This is a genomic window from uncultured Halopseudomonas sp. (assembly GCF_963977355.1).
Lineage (GTDB): Bacteria > Pseudomonadota > Gammaproteobacteria > Pseudomonadales > Pseudomonadaceae > Halopseudomonas.
In genome coordinates this window covers 1-21,607 of the sequence record NZ_CAXBOV010000041.1, presented here as the reverse complement: position 1 = coordinate 21,607, position 21,607 = coordinate 1, and the positions used below count along the sequence as shown (strand labels likewise).

The window sequence follows — 21,607 nt, the reverse complement described above, 5'->3', positions numbered from 1 at the left end:
GCGTGAGTAGACGAGGAAATTACTGGAATCTGCAGTTTAAACTATCCTTCAATGTTCAGCCCAATCTGACCCGTGCTGGGATTGGCTATATGACCTCTGCCTAGAAAATGGCATAAAAAAAGTGGCTTAAACTTACTACAATAAATATTGCGCATTTGTTTCTTGAAGCGTTAAATGGAGATATTGGTATAAAGGCGACACTGGCAGTTTTCATCCACAGTGGTCCAATGAGAGAGAAAAACTCGGCGCAGAGCGTTGGCATGTAGTCGGCCATTGTTTGGGAAAGGAAATCGCGCTCGAATATACCGTTCACTATCCACTGCATGCAGCTTCTATCGTTCTTTGCGGAACTTATATTTCTACGCCACACTGGATCACTGGCGGCTACTACCTTGTGGAGAAGGCACCCCCCAGAGGTCAAATTGCGCTTACCATTTGTGAAACAAATCGATGGTAAACACCAGCGAGTCACCGTACTCGTGAAAGAATTAATCCATCCATGGCTTAATTCCACTCCGTGCGTTGACGACCATTTGCCTCCGACGTCCTCGTCGCCTCGCTAACGCTTTGGCTCTCAAACGACTGACGGGGCGAGTATGTAATTACTGCACTATTCTTCGCTATGCTACGAAAGCTGCTGTTATTACCTGCCCCTACGGAGGGCTTGCACTACTTACTCGCTATCGCATCGTTCCATGTAGTGCGTCGGACGATATTTTTGTGGGACTGTACGACTCTGCTCGTATCGACACCGTTCAAGGTTATGTGACACTAACTACTAATGCAAAGCTTGGTGTTGTGAGGAGATGAGCATGGTTTCTTTCGTGATCATCCGATAGCAACAGAAGCAAATTTACGCAGTTGGTTTAAGCGGAATGACATACCTTGAAGCCATCGAGTTGATGGTGAACAAATTTATTATATGAATAAACATCTTCGCCAGGCCCGCCAGCTTGGCCAGCACCTAGGTCGAATAGGCCGTCACCTGATTATTCAATCGTCTCCTTGTCGTGCATGGCCTGTTCCACGGCGGCCTGGTTAGGCACGATATCGCCGTCAGTCGGCGGACAGCTCAGATGATCATTGGCTTCAAGTAGACGCAGCAAGCGTTCGTGAGTCATGGCTTCGTGCAACTCAAGCTGGCGCTGCTCGTTACGCAGTGATTTGAGCAACGCGATAGCCATGAATACCATTAGGATCATGAAGGGAAACGCAGCCAGGATGGAGATGGTTTGCAATGCCACCAGCCCACCACTGAACAGTAGCACGCCGGCCACCAAAACCTGCACTACACCCCAAGTCAGCCGCGACCAGCGTTTGGGCGTAAGTACACCCTTACTGGTAAACATGCCGAGCACAAAGGTCGCCGAGTTGGCCGAGGTGATAACAAACAGGGTGATGAGTACCAGCATTAATGCGCTGACGATCGTAGTACCCGGTAGATATTCTAGGGTGGCAAACAAGCCGGAACTCATCTCCTGGGTAACCGCTTCACCCAGTGCAGCGCCCTCATACATCTCGAAATACAACGCCGAGCCGCCAAAGGTCGAAAACCAAAGAACGCTCAATAGCACCGGCATGCCGATCACTCCAACTACGAATTCACGGATGGTTCGGCCACGGGATATACGGGCAATAAAGCTGCCGACAAAGGGTGCCCACGAAAGCCCCCACGCCCAGTAGAAAATGGTCCAGCGTTCTACCCAGTCATCGCTGGTATAGGGTGTCATGACTAGGCTCATGCCCACCATGTTGCCAAAGTAGTCACCTAGGGCATTGGTCATGACGGCCGTAATAAAGTCGGTAGGACCGGCAAAGAACACAAAGATCAGCAGTATGCCGGCCAGCAGCATGTTCAAGTTGCTGATGTAGCGTACGCCACTTTCCAGCGGGGCCAGGATACTGAGTAGAAATATCATGGCGACGCCGCCGAGAATCGCCAGTTGCTGCTGGGTGCCGAAACCAAAATCGCCGATCGACACCAGACCACTGTTAATCTGGATAACACCAAGCCCCAGCGTGGTGGCGACCCCGAAGACCGTCGAAACCACTGCCAGCACGTTGATTGCGTGGCCTGCGCTACCATCTACGCGATCGCCCAAGGTCGAGCGAAAGGCCTCGCTGATCAGGCCCGGACGCTGCTGGCGAAAGCGTACATAGGCAATTGCCAGGCCGACCACAGCAAAGTTGGCCCACTGATGAAAGCCCCAATGGAACAGCGAATACTGCATTGCCAGCCCCGCTGCCTGGGGACTTCGTGGCTCGGCGTCACCAAAGGGCGGAGAGACAAAGTGACTCATGGGCTCGGCCACCGCCCAGAACACCAAACCGACGCCCATGCCGGCTGAAAAGATCATACCCAGCCAGGCGGTATATGAAAACTCCGCCGCTTCACCATCGGCCCCAAGGCGTATGCGACCGTAATTACTCGCGGCAAGGCTGATGCAAAACACCAGGAAACCGGTAGTGGCAAACAGGTAAAGCCAGCCGAAATGCAGGGTTGTAAACGCCAGCGCCTGATCGGCCCAGACGTTGAGGCGCTCGGGCAGAATAATGCCCGGCACGACAAACCCCGCCAAGAAGAGCAGTGACACGTAAAATACCCAGCCTGGACGACCGCTCATAGACTCCCCGTGACACACTGAAAATAAAGGTCAACCGTAACATGACAGCCGGAGTATAGGAAGAATAAACACTATAGCTGACGCTATACAACAGACCTGAATTGAGAAAACTTGATAAAATTAAAGCATTTCAACTATATTAAATTAGTTGGTTTAAACCTCAATCATCAGTTCAGATCTAAAGGGTTTTGGAATACTGTCACGATGGTAGCCTTTCTGACTACTCACCAGTCTTCACTTGCTTAGGTACTCATCGACATTCGAATGAGTATGACCGAAACACCAAACGTCAACCATTTATACCAACTCGCCAAGATTCGATAAAAATCTATAACTAAACTGGTTCATACCGTAGCCAGCATGATTAGACCTGAACGATGGTGCATGATGACTAATCACGACGGTCTTTCCATTAATGTGTTCTTTTAACTTATCTCTTAGCCAATACGTTGATTGGATGTTTTCTACATAATTGCCCACAACATAAATAACTTGTTTTTGGGTCATGGGTGTGTAGGTGTTCAGCTATTGTGTTCTTACGTTTTTTGAAGGTCGATCTGCAAACGCCATGAATATAGAGTAAACCGAGATTAACGACGGGGATCTGGTTTTCCGGAATTCGTCCTGCGGGCATTGCATCCCAAATAACTATGCCTTCTTCCTGTCGATCAATTGCCCTGAGCTACCTGTCACTGGCTGAGGCGACAGGACTATCGGTGGCATGGGACAGCCAAGGGCATCTGCAAAGGCGCGTAGCAACTCGATTTCAACAGGCGCTATTTTCTGGTCTCGCACGATACTGGCGGCACAGGCCTTCAGTAATTGCTGTTTGGCTAGGGGGTTCAGTTTTTCCAATTCTTGCAGGGCGCGATCAAGAGCAGAAAGTTGAGTGGCATTTTTTGCCGTCAATTGTAGCTCGTTGATTTCCAGCGTCTCTACTGCGGCACTAAAGGCTGCTTCAATATCACTTTTATTTTGCTGACCAGCATAAGCCAGTACCGAGAGAATCAGCTCCGTTTCCTGCTTGAGCTGGCCAAGATGGGAATAACGTGCTGTTGTGTGCACCCGTTTGAAGAACTGCCCATCCAAGTGGTTGAACAGAATCTTCTGTAACGACCATTCTAGCAGATCGATCTGGGAATCCATTTCAATCAATACGATCAGGTTGTCCCTGAAGGCCCTATACTGATCGAGTGATAGCTGCTTCAGTGCCGGTATGGCGATATCAATAAGCGGCAAGCGAAATTTAATATCCAGCCCATCCAGTTCCGGTAGTAGCTTCTGGGTTAACACAAAAACATCCGGATCGGCAGACGCTTGCAAATGCGTCAGCTGCCGGCCACGTACCACCTGTCCCGAATCCAGCACCAGGGAATAAATAACTGCGCGGGCTCCATAAGGCTCACGGGCAGCCTGCTTGATGGCTATGGGTAGTTCTGATATCAGCGAGCGGGCATGATCAATTGTTTCCGGTTGGGGATTACCGATTTGATCAATGGCATTCGCAACATCGGTTATTGCCACGCCAGTGACAACAGTGGCCATCTTTTTCGCAAGCTGTTTGCGTGTCATGTCGTCTTTTTTACCAACCTCTTCCTCTTGGCCCAGGCCACCCTCCTCGGGTGAGTCGATTTTGTCGGACTTATCAAACTTACCATCCCACTGCGGATCGATACGCAGGATCCGCTTTGCCAACGGTGGGTGCGTGGCCGCCAGGCCCTGCATAAAACCCGTAACGCCCTGGGCGAAAAAAGCATGGCTGGCTTCCTGAGCGGCGGGATTTTCCAATTTTGAACCGAATTCGAGTCCACCGATTCGTTTCAATGCTCCCGCGATCCCATCCGGGTTACGGGTAAACTGAACAGCCGAGGCATCGGCCAAGTATTCCCGTTGCCGACTCACCGCGGCCTTGATCAGGCCGCCGAAGAAAGTGCCTACATAGCCGATAACCATTAGCCCTATCGCCAGCGCCAGTATTCCACCCGCACCTTTACCGTTACTCCTCCCGCGCCGCGAAAAAGAAGTGGCATATAACATATAATAGCCAGCAATGCCGAGAATCAGTATACCATTCAGCACCCCGATCAAGCGGATGTTGAGCCGCATATCTCCATTAAAAATATGACTGAACTCATGAGCAATGACGCCCTGCAGCTGTTCACGACTTAAATGATCGATTGTCCCTCGGGTCACCCCGATGACGGCGTCGCGTGGCGAGAAACCGGCTGCAAAAGCATTAATACCCAATTCATCTGCGAGCAGATACACCGGCGGCGGCGGCGTACCTGAAGCGATGGCCATTTCCTCCACCACATTCAACAGTTTGCGTTGCTTCAGGTCATCGGTATTTTGCGGGATCAGTTGCCCACCCAGCGCTTCCGCAACGACCTTGCCGCCGGCCGACAGTGCCATGATTTTGTACATACTACCTGCCAGCACCACGACTCCGACTCCGATACTGACCGCCGCGAATGTCTGCCAGTCCATTTGCTGGAGCAAGGTTCCACCATCTTGCAGTTGCTCGCTGTTGATATAACCAAACACCACCATGACCAACAGATTGGTCATGACGATCAAACTGATCACTGCCAGTGCAAACAACAGAGCAAGTTGGAAGGTGTTTTTACGTACGCGGTCTTGTGATTCAAAGAAATTCATATCAGGCGTCTGAATAAACCGCAGTGACTAGAACGAGACTTTTGGCGCGGATTGTATGGCCGGGGAGTCTTCGAACTCCAGCAAGGTTGCATCCTGCGCATGACCGAATCGTGCAGCAAAAAAGACGGGAGGAAAGGATTGCTTGTAGGTATTATAGGCCATCACTTGGTCGTTGAAGGCCTGCCGTGAGAAAGCGACCTTGTTCTCGGTAGAGGTAAGTTCTTCGCTTAACTGCATCATGTTCTGATTGGCCTTAAGGTCCGGATAGGCCTCCATAACCATATTGAAGTTCATCAAGGTGCCGGCTAGTTGGCCTTCGGCCCCACTCAGACCCTTGATCGCCTCAGCGTTGCCCGGATCGGCTGCTGCTGCTGACAGCATATTTTGCGCCGCATTGCGCGCCTGAACCACTGCCTCCAAAGTCTCACGCTCGTGCTTGATATACCCCTTGGCAGTCTCGATGAGATTTGGTATTAAGTCGTAGCGTCGCTTCAACTGCACCTCGATCTGGGCAAATGCATTCTGGTAGCGATTCTTCAGCATCACCAGTTTATTGAAAATTCCGATCACATAAAAAGCGATTAGCGCAACAACAACTAGAATGACTATCAAGGTGGTACCCATATTTCTCGCCTCTTTTGCAAACCGTACAATCAAATAGATACTATCAGTTTATGTAGTAGTCTGTAAGTAAGGCTACCGAAAAACCTGCGTCGACTCCCAGAGGGACCTACACGTCATCTCGATAAGGTATCAGGTGCGCATGACTGTTGACGAGCAAGACCACTTGAAATATTTTCACGTAAAGCTAGTGTTAATGATAATTGAAAAGGATAAATCAGCGGCAACACTTAAATTAATCAAACCTAGGATCCAAATAAAAGAGAAAGTTTGCTTAAGGCTCACATTAACAGCATGCAATATATGATAAAGATGACAAGCGACTGATGGGCTGAGTATATTATCACTCGCTAATCGCATCGTTATCCTTGTTGTGCTTCGTGGGACAGTTCATGAATATGTCTGATGGAAAGATCAATAGCCCAGTGTACTGCGGATGCCGTACATATGCATACAAACCAACAGTCACCAGACCGTTCTCGCCTCGCGCCTTGTGGATCTGACTCCACCCCTGAATAAATAGCCCTATCCCGATAAAAGCGAGCGCATAGCCAAGCAGCATAGAGATCAACATCCCGGTTTCACCGAGCCCTAACAGGGTCGACCATAGGCTCCAGCGTGGTTAAACGATTCATTCATGCAGATTTTCCCTATCAATAACTTATAATTAATAAAACTCTATTTTATACCTACTTATGTAATCAATGGTTGTAACTCCTTTTAATTATTACAGGGCATGGCACGCATCAGTCTTAAATCTCGGCCGTTCACCTAAGTTCGGCTAGCATATAATCCACCGCCGCCCTAATATCTGCTTCTGACAATATGGTATTTCCACCCTTTGCCGGCATCATGCCCTTGCCCTTCACTACCGAAACCACGAGGGCATCGGCACCCTGTTTGAGGCGTGGCGCCCATGCAGCCTTGTCGCCAAGTTTGGGCGGTAAGACCGCATGGCAAGCGGCACAAGATTTGTCATAGACCGCTTTGCCATCCGCAGCCAGGATCTGGCCTGTCATCAGCAGTGCCGACGAAGCGGCAATTCCTAGTAGTTTCATTTTCATAATTTCACCTTTCCATTAAACAATGTGATTGTCATCTACACCAGATGACAAGAACTGGATACACTGACACCGATTACCCTAAAGGTGATGACTTCACCCCAGCGGTCGGCAACGCTGTTTCTTGCAAAGCCAATGAGGCCTGCAACAGCTTCAAGTCCAGTTCGTCCATAGCCGCCCCTTTAGCAACAGACATGTCCACGGCTTTTTTTCAGTCATTTCGAGTTGCACATGGTTGAGCATAGAGATCACGCCGAGTAAGTGGTACCAGCCGCGAAAAGGATCTCGTTTGGAGGCCAGAATATGGTAGCCCCGCACAATCTTCTTCAAACTGCAGGGCGCTGACCGCCATGTGCTCACGGTACTTGCCTTGCCGCTGGTACCGATGAGTCTGATGAGACGCGCTCCGCGCGAATGCCCTCCAGTCGTGTACGCTTCAACAGCAGGGCATTGACCGCCACCAGTGCCGAGCTGCCGGACATGGCCAGTGCCGCCACCTCTGGACTAATCACTAGCGGGTAGAACACCCCCGCAGCAGCTGGGAAGGCGATCAGGTTGTAAGTCACCGCCCAGAACAGGTTCTGGTGCATTTTGCGCAGTGTGGCGCGCGACAATTCGATTGCCCCCAGCACATCGTAGGGATCACTCTTCATGAGTACTACGTCGGCGCTCTCTATGGCCACATCCGTGCCAGCACCGATGGCGAAACCCACATCGGCCTGGATCAACGCCGGAGCATCATTGACACCGTCACCCACCATACCAACCTTCTTGCCGCTCGCCTGTAGTTCCTTGATCTTGTCCGCCTTCTGCCCTGGCAATACATCGGCAATCACGGTTCTGATGCCGAGTTCCCGAGCGATGCGCTCGGCTGTCGCCTGGTTGTCGCCGGTGAGCATTGCCACCTCGACGCCGCGCGCCTGCATCTTCTTGACCATCGCCGCTGCGGTGGGCCGCGGCGCATCGGCAATAGCGATGAGACCCACTAGTTTCCCACCGTGCGCTACGTGTACCACGGTTTGGCCTGAGCCTTGCAGACGGGCAGCTTCATCCGTCAGGCTCGCCATGTCGATCTTTTCTTCATCCATCAGGCGGCGGTTACCTAACAACACGGTTTTTGCGCCCACTTCAGCGCGCGCGCCCTTTCCTTCAATATTTTCAAAGCTGGTCAGCGGCTCCAGCTTTAATCCCTCAGCGCGGTGCTGAATGGCCTGCGCCAGCGGATGGTCGGAACCCTGCTCCACTGTAGCGGCTAGGCTCAACACGGCGTCTTGATCTGAATTCACCGCCACCACCTCCACCACCTGGGGTTTGCCCATGGTCAAGGTGCCAGTCTTATCGAAGACGACGATATTGAGCTTGGTGGCGTCTTCCAGGGCCGAGGCATTCTTGAACAAAATCCCGTTCTTGGCGCCGAGGCCAGTACCTACCATCACCGCCATAGGTGTGGCCAGCCCGAGGGCATCCGGACAGGCGATAACAAACACGGTGATGGTCAGTGTCACCGCAAACAACAGCGTTGCGTTTAATCCCCAAAACCATACCACGAAAGTGGCAAGGCCGATGACGATAGCTATCACCACCAGCCACTGCGATGCCTTGTCAGCCAGCAGTTGCGCGGGAGCTTTGGAATTCTGTGCCTCCTGAACCAGCTTAACAATCTGCGCCAGCGCGGTGTCAGCACCCACCTTGGTGGCGCGGTACTTAAAGCTGCCACTCTTGTTGATGGTTGCGCCGATGACAGTATCGCCCGGCTTTTTCCCCACCGGCATCGACTCGCCGGTGAGCATAGACTCGTCCACCTGCGATTCACCTTCTAGCACCTCACCATCCACTGGAATCTTGTTGCCGGGACGGATCACCACCACGTCGTCTTTCAGTACTTCGGCAGTCGGAACCTCCAGCTCCTGACCGTCACGTATCACGGTGGCCTTTGGCGGGGCGAGATCCATCAGCGAGCGGATGGCCTCCGAGGCCCCAGCGCGAGCGCGCATCTCCAGCCAGTGGCCGAGTAGAATGAATACCAGCAGCACCGCCACCGCCTCAAAGAACTGTACACCATCGAAGAGAAAGGTCGCACCGAGACTGAAAAAGTAGCCTGTGCCAACCGAGAGCACCACCAGCACCGCCATGTTTAGCACGCCGTTTTTCAGCGCACGCCAGGCGGCGACGAAAAAAGGCCAGCTCGGCCAGATGATCGCCACAGTGCCGAGAACAAACAGCCACTGATTGAGCCCAAGACCAAACGGTGGTCGCGGCGGCGTGAACAGCCCGCCCATGGGCGAATAGATAAAAATCGGAATCGTAAAAATAAGGCAAATCCAGAAACGATTGCGCATGTCACGTACCATGGCCTGCATATCCATATCGCCACCATGACCCATTTCGTGTGCCATTTCATCCTTGACACCGGCGTGTCCGACAGATTCAGCTACCACTGCCTGCCCGTGCCCCCCATTTTTAACATTAGCTTCATGGGTCGCATGACCCGACATGGCCATCGTTACCTTTTCCACGGGCGGATCTTCGGGCAGACACACATGTTTCGGCGTCAGCTCCCCGGCGCAGTGATAACCACACTCATGTACCTGAGCCATGATGGCCTTAATATCGATTACCGTTTCGTCATAGGCCACCGTCGCGCTGCCAGCAACGTAATTGACCTCGACTTTCTTTACGCCGGGCAGTTTTGCCAGTTGCTTTTCCACACCGCGGGCGCTCAGCGCCGATAGTAGCCCGCTTACCTCGATTACCTGGTTCTTCATTGCTTCTCTCCTTGTTTTTTTATTCCAAGTTTTATCACACCCTCCACCAATTGGTCAGTTCCCGGTACTACGGCAAAGGCAATCGATGAAAAAAAGGTCAATGTGCTAAGCTCCAGCGTGGCTTTGCAGCACTTTTTCACAGAACGGTCAGACATGACATGTATTCCTTAAATATTAATTGAATGAATTATTTTCCGGCGCTTTGATAAACCATAACTGATATAACGAAATCAGGATCTGACCTGCCCATGCCGCGCCTAGCAACACGCCGGCGGTAATAACTGTATAGGCATAAAATGGATCCGATTTAGTAAGAAACCAGGCGAGAATGTCGGCAAAGATCGCCACGAAAGGTAGTAGCATCAAGCAGGCCTTTAACCCCTCACCAACACTAGCCAGGCGAAAAATAAGACCGATCCCTAATGCCACAAGTCCAATGCCGAACAAGTGGATATGGGACAGTTTCATCAAGGTATGCAACGATTCGCCAGTATCCACTTCTGCAACGGTTTGAATGCCCTGATAGGTAGACAGATCGGGGACTTTCAAACCGGACGCTGGGCTATGGCACTGCAGGCACGATCGCTCCAGGATCGGCCTCACCACAGTGCGATAACCTAGCTCTGGTGACCCTAACTTTAGCCATGCCACGATTTGATCGCGGTCTTCGGTCTGTTGGATGTAACCTGCCATCGGACCACGGATCGCCGCCTCCAGCCGCGAGCCGCTACGATTACCGTAGTAGGTGTCCACAATGTCTTCTATCGAAAGACCTGGCTTGCTATCGTGCCCCTCATGGCTGGTATATAAATATACTAGCGCCATAAGATAACCGATACTTATAAGTAATAAAAAGGCTGTATAGAGCAGTTTTTCACTCAGCCTACAATTATAGAAACGACGTTGTTCTTTCATGTATTACCTCTATTTTCATGGCCAGTACAGAATCTCAGGCTCCGAAACAACACAATAGAACCTGTAAAAACTAGCTGATACTCGACCCCAATTTTTTCGCCTCCCACTCGCATTCCCCTTAATATTATATAAATCACTGCTGCCACAGAATATGCACATCTTCCAACGGAACCGCCACGCCATCGTAGTGTGGTATGAGTCGCGCCGTATAGTCCGCCGCCGAGCGGGTAGCAGATATCTCAGCACGGTAGGCGTAGCCGTTTACCGCATTAGCCAATTGTCGCACACGAGTCATCTCCACTCGCTCCGGCGCGTCAACGCTCGCGCCATCGGCATACAGCTCGACACGCACCGCATCCGGGTCGATATCATCGAGATATACCTGAACCTCAAATACGTGCTGCCCGCCACCAGTCTCTACCTTCATTTCCCCGAAGCGCAGTGTGTCCCATTTTTGTTCTAATGCGTGTCGCCAATTGACTATATCCACGCCATGTCTACCTTTGTTGGCAACCCGCTCACGGTAGGCGGAAGCTGCCGGAAGGTAGTGTTGTTCAGTGTATTCGCGGACCGCACGGTTAGTGGAAAAGTGCGGAGTCAACCGCGCCATGCTCTCACGCATCCGCGTCACCCATACGGTGGGAATGTCGTGCGCGTCACGTGTGTAAAACTCTGGCGTCACCTTACGTTCGAGCAGGTCATACAGGGCTTCGGCTTCACTTGCGTCCCAGTCAGGATCGTCGCCGTGTTCCTCACCATCCCCCAACGCCCACCCAACTTCAGGGGTGTAGGCTTCCGCCCACCAGCCATCCAGTTCAGACAGATTGATGCCGCCATTAACCAGTACCTTCATGCCGCTGGTACCACTCGCTTCCCACGGTCGGCGCGGCGTGTTGAGCCAGACATCCACGCCTTGCACCAAGTGCTCGGCCAGATGCATGTCGTAGTCGCTGAGGAAGATCACATGCGCGCCCGCGTCATGTCGCCGGATGAATTGCATCCATTGCTGAATAAGCATTTGCCCTGCCTGGTCCGCAGGATGAGCCTTGCCCGCCATGACGAGCTGTACCGGACGTTGCGGGTTGGTTAGCAGACGCAGCAGCCGTTCCGGGTCGTGCAGCAGCAGGTCCGGTCTTTTATAGCTTGCAAAACGCCGCGCAAAACCCAGCGTCAATATATTGGGATCAAGTACTTGCTGCGCCGTGTCAACTGCCTCGGACGGCGCACCGGAGGTGGCCAATTGCTGGGACAAGCGTTCACGAACGTACTCAACAAGATCCGTGCGGGCGCTAGTGCGTAGTTGCCAGAGGCTGGTGTCGGGGACGGCGCGAATATGCTCTGCATGATCTTTCATCGTCCCTAGCCAGCGATCCTTGCCACAGGCCTCCGTCCACAGCGTGTCGGCGGCCGCTGAGTCCCAAGTTGGTACATGCACGCCATTGGTAACATGTCTGACAGGTACTTCAGCCGTCGGCCAGCGCGGAAACAGCGAGCCAAACAACTGTCGGCTCACCTCACCATGCAGGCGGCTGACACCATTAACCGCTCCGCTGCCGCGGATCGCCAGATACGCCATATTGAAAGGTTCCGACGCGTCGTTCGGATGTCGACGGCCCAAGGCTAGTAAATCGTGGAGAGAAATGCCGAGCTGTGTCTGAGCGTACCCCCCCAGACAATGTTCAATCTGGGTCGGTGCAAACCGGTCAAAGCCTGCTGCCACTGCCGTGTGGGTGGTAAAGAGATTGCCCGCCCGGGTCACGGCTAGTGCTGCTTCAAAGGACTGCCCGCTGGCCTGCATGAAACTACGCGCACGTTCCAGTACGGCGAGCGCCGCATGCCCTTCATTCAAATGACAAACCTGCGGCTCGATGCCGAGTGCAGCGAGCAGGCGCCATCCGCCGATCCCAAGCACCAGTTCCTGCATCAGGCGCTGCTGCGGCCCGCCGCCGTACAGTTCGCTGGTAATAGCCCGGTATGGCGGGTGGTTTGCCACATCATTGCTGTCCAGCAGGTAAAGTTTCACCCGGCCCACATTAACCTGCCAGGCGCGCAGCCAAATCGGATGGCCCGGCAGGTCGAGCTTCAGCCGTAACCACTCCCCATCGTCTTTTCGCAACGGAGTGACCGGCAACTGCCCCGGATCGTTATACGGATACAAGGCCTGTTGTGCGCCATCTTGGTCGATCATCTGCCGAAAATAACCCTGTTGATAGAGCAACCCTACGCCAATGACCGGCACGCCCAGATCGCTGGCGGCCTTGAGTTGATCGCCTGCCACGTTACCCAGTCCGCCCGAGTAGATGGGCAGTGCCTCGCTCAACATGTATTCCATGCTGAAATAGGCAACACAGTTCAATGGCGATTGCGGATGGGCCTGCTGAAACCACGCAGGCGCCGCTTCCACATCGCGTCTGGTTTGCACCAGATCGTCAACGTTTTTGCGGAAGACCGAGTCGGCCAAACTGCGCTGCAGTTTCTCCCGTGATACGGTCTGCAAGACGGCCCAGGGATTTTGGGTCAGCTCCCAGAGTTCGGGATCAAGCTGCCGCCACACCTGGTCGGTGGCATGGTCCCACGCTGAGCGCATGTCCAGGGCCAGCTCGGCCAGGGCGTTGAATCCCTCGATATCTGTGTGTAACAGTCCGTATTGATGGCTAATGTCAGTTTCATTGTTCATAAGCTCTCCTTTATTCTTTCGACCAAGGCCAGCGCTCGCCTGCAAACATTCTCTACACTGAATCCATATTCGCGCAGCATCTCTGGCCCTGGCGCCGAGGCACCAAAACGATCCACGCCCAACATCTCGCCATGATCACCCACGTAACGGTGCCAACCCTGGCTCACCCCGGCCTCAACCGCCAGTCGCGCCGGGATGGATGGCGGCAACACCGCGTCGCGATACGTTTGTGATTGGGCCTCAAATAATTCCCAACTCGGCATGGAAACCAAACGCACGGCGATACCCTCGCCTTGCAGACGCTGTGCCGCAGTCACGATCAACCCGACCTCTGAGCCGCTGGCGATCATGATCAGTTCAGGTTTAGCGTTATCTACATCTGACAAGATGTACGCCCCGCGTCGCAGATCGTCTGCCGGCGCGTAACGGGTGCGATCGAGGGTGGGCAGGTTCTGTCGGCTCAGCACCAGTGCCACCGGACGATCGCGTGTCTCTAGCGCGACCCTCCAGGCGGTCGCGGTTTCGTTAGCATCGCCGGGTCGAATTACGGTCAGGTTGGGAATCGCACGCAGCATGGCCAGTTGTTCCACCGGCTGGTGGGTGGGGCCGTCTTCACCGACCGCGATGCTGTCGTGGGTGAACACGTGCACCACGTGTAGCCCCATTAGTGCCGCCAGCCGCAGCGGCGGCCGCATATAATCGGAAAAAATTAGGAAGGTCGAACCATACGGGATGGTGGCACCATGGGCCGCAAGGCCGTTGACGATCGCACCCATGGCATGCTCACGCACGCCGAAGTGCAGATTGCGTCCGGCATGGCTCCAGCCATCCCTATCCGAGCCTTGGGTATCATCATCCCGATCGGACGGCGGGTTGAAATCGCCGAATCCCTCGAGCGCGGTATGGGTAGACGGATCGAGATCTGCCGAACCACCGGTCAGCGCCGGCAACCGCGGCGCGATCGCATTCATCACCATACCCGAGGCCACCCGCGTGGCGATGCCCTTCACGTCGGCGGGAAACACCGGCATGTCCGCGTCCCAATCAGGCGGCAACTCACCACGCAGGCTTCGTTGTAACTCCTCGGCCAATGCGGGGAATTGCTTGGTGTAAGCCGCCATGCGTTCATTCCATGCCGCCTCATCGCGCGCCCCGCACTCAATCGCCTGGCGAAAATGCGCCAGCACCACGTCGGGAAGAAGAAACGGTGGCCCGGTCGGCCAGCCGAGGTTCTGCTTGGTAAGGTGAACCTCGTCGGCGCCAAGTGGCGAACCATGGGCCGCGAAACTGTCGTGTTTGTTGGGGGAGCCGTAGCCGATATGGGTACGCACCAGAATCAGCGAGGGCCGCGTCGTTTCCGCGCGCGCCGCCTGTAGCGCCGCATCGATCGCTGCTAGGTCGTTGCCGTCCGAGACCGACAGCGTATGCCAGCCATAGGCCGCAAAGCGTTGGGCGCGATCCTCCGTGAAGCTGATATCGGTGCCGGCGGACAGCGTGACGCGGTTGTCGTCGTACAAACAGATCAGCTTGCCAAGCTTTAAGTGCCCGGCCAGCGACGCCGCCTCCGCCACAACACCCTCCATGAGATCACCGTCGCCGGCCAGCACATAGCTGGCGTGGTCGATCACCTCGAAATCAGGGCGGTTGTAACGTTTCGCCAGTTGCGCTTCGGCAATAGCCATGCCGACCGCATTGGCGAAACCCTGCCCGAGCGGCCCAGTGGTAGTCTCCACACCCGGCGTATGGCCTCGCTCGGGATGCCCCGGCGCCTTGCTGCCCCACTGACGGAACTGTTTAATGTCGTCCAGTGATAGATCATAGCCGGTAAGATGCAGTAGGCTGTAAAGTAGCATCGAACCGTGTCCAGCCGATAACACAAAACGGTCCCGATCGAACCAATGTGGATTACTCGGGTTATGCTGCAACAGCCGTGTCCACAATACATATGCCATTGGCGCGGCACCAAGTGGCAAGCCAGGGTGGCCGCTATCGGCCTTTTCAATCGCGTCCACGGACAGAAAACGAATCGTGTTAATCGCCAGTTGTTCTAATTGCGCAAGATCGAGGTTTGAAGCTGTTGTCATAATATTTCCTTTGCCCTCCCCGGGCTGTGACAGGTGACTCGCCGACGCGTGGTGTGCCTCAGCGCTGCGGCTGTTATTGGGCGTTATCCCACTTCCAGTATTGGAATTCCGGCATGTCTTGGCCGTGCTTGTCGATGTATTGCTTGTATTCGATCAGCTTGTCCTTGAGCTGCTGCTTCAGGTAGAAGCCTTTGTCGTCGGTCAGCGGCAGATACTCGATGGTGAAGCGATCCAGGTCGCTCAACACCGTCATGTCGTTGCAGTACGTGTCGATGACCATCACGATAGTGAATTCATTGATTCATCGTTAGCCTGATATTCACCGCGGCTGGCAGCACCATTCAACCTTGCCCGCTTTAGCAACGCCCGCTGTGCGTCGACGACGTTGTCTGCCTGACCCCGCCACGCTTGCAACACCGGCTGTTGCAAGGCGCGACCATAGGAGAATGAGAGCGCCCAGTGCGCATCTGGTAATGCGGCATTCATGGCGTTGAGGTTGGCCGTCGCCTCTTCCGGGCTCAAACCACCAGAGAGGAAATTGATACTCGGCACCGCCGCCGGAATAGTGCGCCGAAACACCTGCAGGGTTGCCGCAGCGATCTCAGCGGCACTGGCTCTGACGGGATGTTCCTTGCCCGGCATCACCATGTTGGGTTTGAAAATCATATGCTCGAGCACGACGTGATGACGGTGCAGGGCATGAAAGATCTCCTGCTGCACCGCTTCGGTGACCTCGGCGCAGCGCGCCAGACTATGATCACCGTCGATCAAAACCTCAGCCTCGACGATGGGCACAATGCCCTGTTCCTGACATACGGCCGCGTAGCGCGCCAACATCTCGGCGTTGGCGGTGATGCCCAACACCGTGGGGTTGCGCTCAGTGATCGCGTAGACCTCACGCCACTTGGCGAAACGCGCGCCCTGACTTTTGTACTGCTGCATGCGCTCAGCCAACCCATCTAGGCCATAGGTGATGATATCGCCGGGCGAGAGCGCCAGCGGTCCCTTGCCCTTGTCTACATTGACACCGGTGACGATGCCACGTTGTGCCAACACCTCGGGCAACGGCGTACCGTCTGCGCTGCTCTGGGTGAGAGTCTCCTCGAAGGCAATCACGCCACTTATATACTCCTCGATGCCGGGTGCAGTAAACAGCAGGGCGCGGTATGCGCGACGATTATCTTTTGTGGCTTCAATTGTGATCGCCGCAAAGCGCTTAGTGATAGTGGGCAGACTTTCATCTGCAGCGAGAATACCCTTACCTGGTTGCACCATCTGTTCGATAGTGGCCTGAAGTTCGTCTGTAACGGTCATTAATTCATCTCCTGTGTTGGGTGTTTATCTAGCGTATCCCACAGCGGTGGCGTGGGCTTCCTTGCGAAAGAATTTACTTTCATAGCTCCGTCGTGGTCGCGGATCAGCACGACGATGCTCCTGCCCAGTACTTGATAATGCATCGACTGCAGGAGCAAGGGAATTTCGTAACCGGGTTCGAGAAAGTCGAACGGGCTTTCGAGACTGGTGTCGACCACCCGCCGCCACGAGTGCGCTGAACCCTCCTGTATTTGAAACGTCAGTTCCTCCCAGTAGGCATTGATCATCACGTAGATGTCGCAATCCTGTTGCGATGCGCCGTGAAGGGCAAAGGCGAGGCTGCGCGAATCGTCCGCCAAGTCCGGATTCTGGCCCACCCCGTACCAGCGCACATCCTCGCGCCAGAACCGGCTCCTCGCCAGTGACGGATGCGCCTTGCGAAACGCGATCATCAGCTTGAAGAAGCGAAATATGTCCTGGTTGGTGTCGAGCCGGTTCCAATCGAGCCAGGCTGTCTCGTTATCCTGATTATAAGGGTTGTTATTCCCACCTTGGGTATGCATGAATTCGTCCCCAGCGCGGAACATGGGCGTGCCATTCGACAGCAACAACAGGCAGCAGAAATTCTTGATCTGTTGCTTGCGCAGTTTCAGCACCTCTGGCGGCGCGCCATCATCCCCTTCCCAGCCGCAGTTCCAGCTGTAGTTCTCCTCGGTGCCGTCCGTATTGTTGTGGCCGTTCGCCCCGTTTCTCTTGTGATTGTAGGCTACCAGATCGTAAAGGGTGAATCCGTCGTGCGAGTTGATATGATTAACACTCTGATGCGGATGATAGGCGTTCATCAGATCGTCAGGGAACAGATCGTCGCTGCCGTACAGGCGCCGCATCAGAGTCGGCACCATGCTAGGATCGCCCTTGACGAAACGGCGCAGATCGTCGCGGTATTTACCGTTCCACTGGCACGCCATGATCCCAGGAAACGCCCGGCCTAGTTGATACACCCCGGCCGCATCCCAGGGCTCGGCGATTAGACGCAGGTGCGCCAGCTCCGGGTCGGAGGCCATGTCGCTGAGCAGTGGCACATCGTTGGTATTAACCGAGCCGTCTGCTTTGCGGGTAAATAGGGAAGCGAGATCGAAACGAAATCCGTCGACATGCATCTCGTGTGCCCAATGGCGGGCGCTGTCCATGATCATCTTGCGGACATAGCGGTTTGCGGTATTGAGCGTATTACCTGTGCCGGAAAAATTTTCGTAGGGCGAGCTCGGTCGGTCCGACATCAGATAGTAGGTGCTGTTGTCGATCCCCTTGTAGCTATACACTGGGCCCATGTGATCGCCCTCACCAGTGTGATTGTAGACCACATCGAGGACCACCTCGATGTTCGCCTGGTGCAGCGCCTTGATCATGTCGCGCATCTCGTTGTGTTGCGCCTTGACGGTGTTATCGCTGAGATAACCAGGGTGGGGAGAGAAAAAGTTCAGCGGCATGTAGCCCCAGTAGTTGCCATCGCTGGGGTCGTATTGGAATACCGGCATCAGTTCCACTACGGTGACGCCAAGATCCTTCAAGTAGGGAATTTTCTCGGCCAGGCCCGCGAAGGTGCCGCGTGCTTGGTTTTTAACTCCAGAGTTGGGATTCTTGGTGAATCCGCCGACATGCAGTTCGTAGATGATGGTGTCTGCCTCGTGCCTGGGGCGCTGGTCACCTTGCCAGTCGAAGTGCTCGCTGTCACCTGCAAGGACACCCAGGGGCGCCTTGCCTGCGTTCGACCCAGGTCGCGTGGCGGCAAGTCGGTCGAACGCAGGCGGAAAGAACACAGACTTTGCATAGGGGTCGAGCAGGATTTTGTCTCCATCGAACCCATGCCACTCGAACTGGCCATCGGGCGTAGGGCCCTCGACGCTGTACGCGTAGTAAGTCACGTCCTTTATTGATGTGATCGGAATGCGGCAATGCCAGACTCTTCCTGTTTTGTTCTTGAGGTAATCGAACCGATAGACCAATGCAGGATTGACGATATCTCGCCCGGTATAGAGCAGCAACGTGACGCTCTCTGCATGCTTAGAGTACAGCGCAAAGTTATAGGTATCGTACTCTTCTATCCGAGTCGCACCCAAGGGAAATGGCAGTCCTTCGCTAGTCGCCCATGGTGATGATACTGCCTCTGATAATGTCATGCTGGCTCCGATGTCATTTTTTGTGCTGTCGATGACGGGTAGTGGCAGTGGCGCAGGGCACCCGCGCCGCCCGCAAACTTCCTCCAGCTTAGGGTATAAGTCTCTATTCATGGCAACCGGCCCTTGAACCGGCGGTAGCGCCGGATCAACGCGTTAGTTGAGCTGTCGTGCCTGAGGTTGGGCTTGCTAGGGCTTTCAAGTTCGGGGATCGTCTGCTTCGACAGTGCCTTACCCAGTTCGACGCCCCATTGATCGAATGAATCGATGTTCCAGATTGTCCCTTGCGTGAAGACACTATGTTCGTAGAGCGCCACCAACGCCCCAAGCGTTGCCGGAGTCAGGCGCTCGGCGAGCAGGGTATTGGTCGGGCGGTTACCCTCGAAGATGCGGTGCGGCACAAGCTGAGCTGGCGTTCCATCGGCTTTGACTTCATCTTCCGTCCTGCCGAAGGCCAAGGCCTCAGTTTGCGCGAACAAGTTCGCCATAAGCAAGTCATGCTGATGGCCGATCGGATTCAGCGTCTGGCAGAAGCCGATAAAATCGCACGGGACCAGCTTGCTGCCCTGGTGGATAAGCTGATAGAACGAGTGCTGGCCGTTGGCGCCCGGTTCGCCCCAGTAGATGGGCCCAGTCTGATAGGCGATGCGCGCGCCGTCCAGCGTGACGGTCTTGCCGTTGCTCTCCATAGTCAATTGCTGGAGATAGGCCGGAAAGTGTTTGAGATATTGCTCGTAGGGCAGCACCGCGACCGTCTGGGCCGCAAAGAAATTGTTATACCAGACAGTCAACAGCCCCATGATGACCGGCATATTTTGCTCAAAGGGCGCCGTGCGGAAGTGCTCATCCATGGCGTGAAAGCCGGCAAGCATGGCGCGGAAATTCTCAGCTCCGATAGCGATCATCGTCGACAGGCCTATAGCCGAATCCATCGAGTAACGCCCACCGACCCAGTCCTGGAAGCCGAACATGTTCGCGATGTCGATACCGAACCTAGACACTTCTTCGGCGTTGGACGATACGGCGACAAAGTGATGTTGCACGGCCTGCTCGTCGTCGATCTTGTGCATGACCCAGCCACGTGCAGTGTGGGCGTTGGTCAGGGTTTCGAGTGTCGTGAAGGTCTTCGAACAGATGATGAAAAGTGTCTCTTCGGGATCAAGGTCGCGCGTAGCTTCCGCAAAGTCGGTGGGATCTATGTTCGAGATGAACCGTACGTTCAGGCGGCGGTCGCTGTAGTGCTTGAGCGCCTCGTGGGCCATCACCGGTCCAAGGTCAGATCCCCCGATGCCGATGTTAATGATGTTCTTGATGTGTTTACCAGTGTACCCCCTCCAGTCACCGCTTCGGATGCGGTTAGCGAAGTCGGCCATCCGGTCGAGGACGGCGTGAACACCCGGAACGACGTTCTTACCGTCCACAACGATGTTCTGCCCTTTCGGCGCGCGCAGGGTCACGTGCAGGACAGCGCGCTGTTCTGTGACGTTGATCTTCTCGCCCCGGAACATGGCGTCAATGGCGGATCGCAGGCCGGAATCCTCTGCCAGTTGAACAAGCAACTTGAGCGTCTTGTCGGTAACCCGGTTCTTCGAGTAATCGAGAAACAGGCCCGCCGCCTCGAGGGTGAACCGCTCTCCTCGTTTCGGATCATCGGCGAATAGCTTTCGCAGATGCAATTTCTTGACCTGCTTATGATGGGCAGCAAGGGCCTTCCACACGGCACGTTTCGTGAGGGGTGAGAGGTGGGTGATCCTGCAGGATTTGCCTAACACCAACGGCTGGGATCCCGACGGAGCGGACGTTTTCCATTTGCCGGCTTCCTCCCATAAGCGAAACCCTCCGAGGAATGCGTTGGCGTTGTCGCCGGCCCGGCAGCCGGGCGGCAGTTCCTTGAGATTGGCAACATTGCCGCCGCCGATGACGACATCGCGAGGTTGGAGCGCGGCAATCAGGTGGTTCACTACCTCCGCGACGTATTTTCGCCATTTATTTATTCCCACGTCCTCTAACTTCTGAGTACTTACGTAGTCTTCGAAGGATCCTTTTCTGTAAGGCAAATGAGCCAACTCCATCGGCTCGACAATGCCATCCACGATCATGGCGGAGCCGAGGCCGGTGCCTAGTCCGAGGAAAAGCATCTTCCCTCCCTCATAGCTCCCCAGAGCTTGCAGGGCGGCATCGTTAATAATCTTGACGGGACAACCAAATGCAGCCTCGAAGTCGAACCCTACCCACCCAGGTCCGAGGTTGTGCGGTTCAGAAACCGGCTTGCCGCGCAGAACAGCGCCCGGATAGCCGATCGAGACCATGTCGTATTTCCAGTCCTTGACTGCCTTGCGGACCCCGGCTACCATCTCCTCCGGCGTCATGGACGGTCCAGAGTCAAACTCCCGCAGGTTCTTCTGCCCGGTGAGCAGAAACTTGACGTGATTCCCGCCCACATCCACGACTAGAACTTGATTGGGAGGCTTTTTCATAGGCAATCGTTTCTTTGGAGATTTCATAGTGCGGGAGAGTTCCAGAGAGTTGAATTCAACAGACCGTAGCGAGCATCTCGCTCTTGGACACGATGCGCTCCATCAGATCGTTCCAGGATTTGACGAACGATTTAGCCCCTTCGTCCAAAACGATATCTCCTTTTGGTATCATGGTTCACACTCCTACAATATTATTGGACCGCATCAAAATATGTCATCTGGCGGGTACCGTTT

General features: G+C 54.5%; 14 protein-coding genes. All 14 read right to left on the bottom strand.

From position 1 onward, the window contains the following. Nucleotides 1-989 precede the first annotated feature (989 nt). The 14 genes from AAC076_RS16615 to pgi all read right to left on the bottom strand — a co-directional run bounded on the left by AAC076_RS16615 (nt 990) and on the right by pgi (nt 21,373). Nucleotides 990-2,594, bottom strand: coding sequence for a BCCT family transporter (locus AAC076_RS16615; protein ID WP_339847872.1), 1,605 nt, complete (start codon nt 2,592-2,594; stop codon nt 990-992). 678 nt (nt 2,595-3,272) lie between these two features. Beyond that, complete coding sequence (locus AAC076_RS16610; RefSeq protein WP_339847870.1) at nt 3,273-5,282, bottom strand: M48 family metallopeptidase; 2,010 nt, start codon at nt 5,280-5,282, stop codon at nt 3,273-3,275. A 27-nt stretch (nt 5,283-5,309) separates the two neighbouring features. Beyond that, a complete protein-coding gene (locus AAC076_RS16605) occupies nt 5,310-5,906 on the bottom strand; it encodes a LemA family protein (protein ID WP_339847868.1) in 597 nt (198 codons plus the stop codon). Nucleotides 5,907-6,246: 340 nt separating this feature from the next. Further along, nucleotides 6,247-6,465: an isoprenylcysteine carboxylmethyltransferase family protein gene (locus AAC076_RS16600; protein ID WP_339847875.1), complete on the bottom strand. Its 219-nt coding sequence runs from the start codon at nt 6,463-6,465 to the stop codon at nt 6,247-6,249. Between the two features lie 205 nt (nt 6,466-6,670). Then, nucleotides 6,671-6,967: a c-type cytochrome gene (locus AAC076_RS16595; protein WP_339847866.1), complete on the bottom strand. Its 297-nt coding sequence runs from the start codon at nt 6,965-6,967 to the stop codon at nt 6,671-6,673. A gap of 353 nt (nt 6,968-7,320) precedes the next feature. Continuing rightward, nucleotides 7,321-9,729, bottom strand: coding sequence for a heavy metal translocating P-type ATPase (locus tag AAC076_RS16590; protein WP_339847865.1), 2,409 nt, complete (start codon nt 9,727-9,729; stop codon nt 7,321-7,323). After that, entirely contained in the window at nt 9,726-9,884 is a 159-nt protein-coding gene (locus tag AAC076_RS16585; RefSeq protein ID WP_339847864.1) for a hypothetical protein, read from the bottom strand. Before AAC076_RS16585 ends, AAC076_RS16590 begins: the two co-directional genes overlap by 4 nt. 19 nt (nt 9,885-9,903) lie before the next feature. Beyond that, nucleotides 9,904-10,644, bottom strand: coding sequence for a hypothetical protein (locus tag AAC076_RS16580; RefSeq protein WP_339847862.1), 741 nt, complete (start codon nt 10,642-10,644; stop codon nt 9,904-9,906). A 133-nt stretch (nt 10,645-10,777) separates the two neighbouring features. After that, complete coding sequence (gene glgP, locus AAC076_RS16575) at nt 10,778-13,321, bottom strand: alpha-glucan family phosphorylase (protein WP_339847860.1); 2,544 nt, start codon at nt 13,319-13,321, stop codon at nt 10,778-10,780. Then, the gene (gene tkt, locus AAC076_RS16570; protein ID WP_339847858.1) at nt 13,318-15,405 is read right to left on the bottom strand and encodes a transketolase; all 2,088 of its coding nucleotides are present in this window, start codon (nt 15,403-15,405) and stop codon (nt 13,318-13,320) included. Before tkt ends, glgP begins: the two co-directional genes overlap by 4 nt. A gap of 73 nt (nt 15,406-15,478) precedes the next feature. Then, a complete protein-coding gene (locus tag AAC076_RS16565; RefSeq protein ID WP_339847874.1) occupies nt 15,479-15,685 on the bottom strand; it encodes a hypothetical protein in 207 nt (68 codons plus the stop codon). Further along, a complete protein-coding gene (locus tag AAC076_RS16560) occupies nt 15,685-16,719 on the bottom strand; it encodes a class I fructose-bisphosphate aldolase (RefSeq protein WP_339847855.1) in 1,035 nt (344 codons plus the stop codon). Before AAC076_RS16560 ends, AAC076_RS16565 begins: the two co-directional genes overlap by 1 nt. Next, a complete protein-coding gene (locus tag AAC076_RS16555) occupies nt 16,719-18,899 on the bottom strand; it encodes an isoamylase (protein WP_339847853.1) in 2,181 nt (726 codons plus the stop codon). The genes AAC076_RS16560 and AAC076_RS16555 overlap by 1 nt, the downstream gene beginning before the upstream one ends. A gap of 107 nt (nt 18,900-19,006) precedes the next feature. After that, the gene (gene pgi, locus AAC076_RS16550) at nt 19,007-21,373 is read right to left on the bottom strand and encodes a glucose-6-phosphate isomerase (protein WP_339847851.1); all 2,367 of its coding nucleotides are present in this window, start codon (nt 21,371-21,373) and stop codon (nt 19,007-19,009) included. Nucleotides 21,374-21,607 lie beyond the last annotated feature (234 nt).

Excerpts from the sequence above, each read along its gene's own strand:
- AAC076_RS16585 (WP_339847864.1), bottom strand. The coding sequence starts at position 9,884 with ATGTCTGACCGTTCTGTGAAAAAGTGCTGCAAAGCCACGCTGGAGCTT.
- AAC076_RS16610 (WP_339847870.1), bottom strand. The coding sequence starts at position 5,282 with ATGAATTTCTTTGAATCACAAGACCGCGTACGTAAAAACACCTTCCAA.
- pgi (WP_339847851.1), bottom strand. The coding sequence starts at position 21,373 with ATGAAAAAGCCTCCCAATCAAGTTCTAGTCGTGGATGTGGGCGGGAAT.
- AAC076_RS16565 (WP_339847874.1), bottom strand. The coding sequence starts at position 15,685 with ATGGTCATCGACACGTACTGCAACGACATGACGGTGTTGAGCGACCTG.
- AAC076_RS16560 (WP_339847855.1), bottom strand. The coding sequence starts at position 16,719 with ATGACCGTTACAGACGAACTTCAGGCCACTATCGAACAGATGGTGCAA.
- glgP (WP_339847860.1), bottom strand. The coding sequence starts at position 13,321 with ATGAACAATGAAACTGACATTAGCCATCAATACGGACTGTTACACACA.
- tkt (WP_339847858.1), bottom strand. The coding sequence starts at position 15,405 with ATGACAACAGCTTCAAACCTCGATCTTGCGCAATTAGAACAACTGGCG.
- AAC076_RS16595 (WP_339847866.1), bottom strand. The coding sequence starts at position 6,967 with ATGAAAATGAAACTACTAGGAATTGCCGCTTCGTCGGCACTGCTGATG.
- AAC076_RS16555 (WP_339847853.1), bottom strand. The coding sequence starts at position 18,899 with ATGACATTATCAGAGGCAGTATCATCACCATGGGCGACTAGCGAAGGA.
- AAC076_RS16590 (WP_339847865.1), bottom strand. The coding sequence starts at position 9,729 with ATGAAGAACCAGGTAATCGAGGTAAGCGGGCTACTATCGGCGCTGAGC.
- AAC076_RS16600 (WP_339847875.1), bottom strand. The coding sequence starts at position 6,465 with ATGCTGCTTGGCTATGCGCTCGCTTTTATCGGGATAGGGCTATTTATT.
- AAC076_RS16580 (WP_339847862.1), bottom strand. The coding sequence starts at position 10,644 with ATGAAAGAACAACGTCGTTTCTATAATTGTAGGCTGAGTGAAAAACTG.
- AAC076_RS16605 (WP_339847868.1), bottom strand. The coding sequence starts at position 5,906 with ATGGGTACCACCTTGATAGTCATTCTAGTTGTTGTTGCGCTAATCGCT.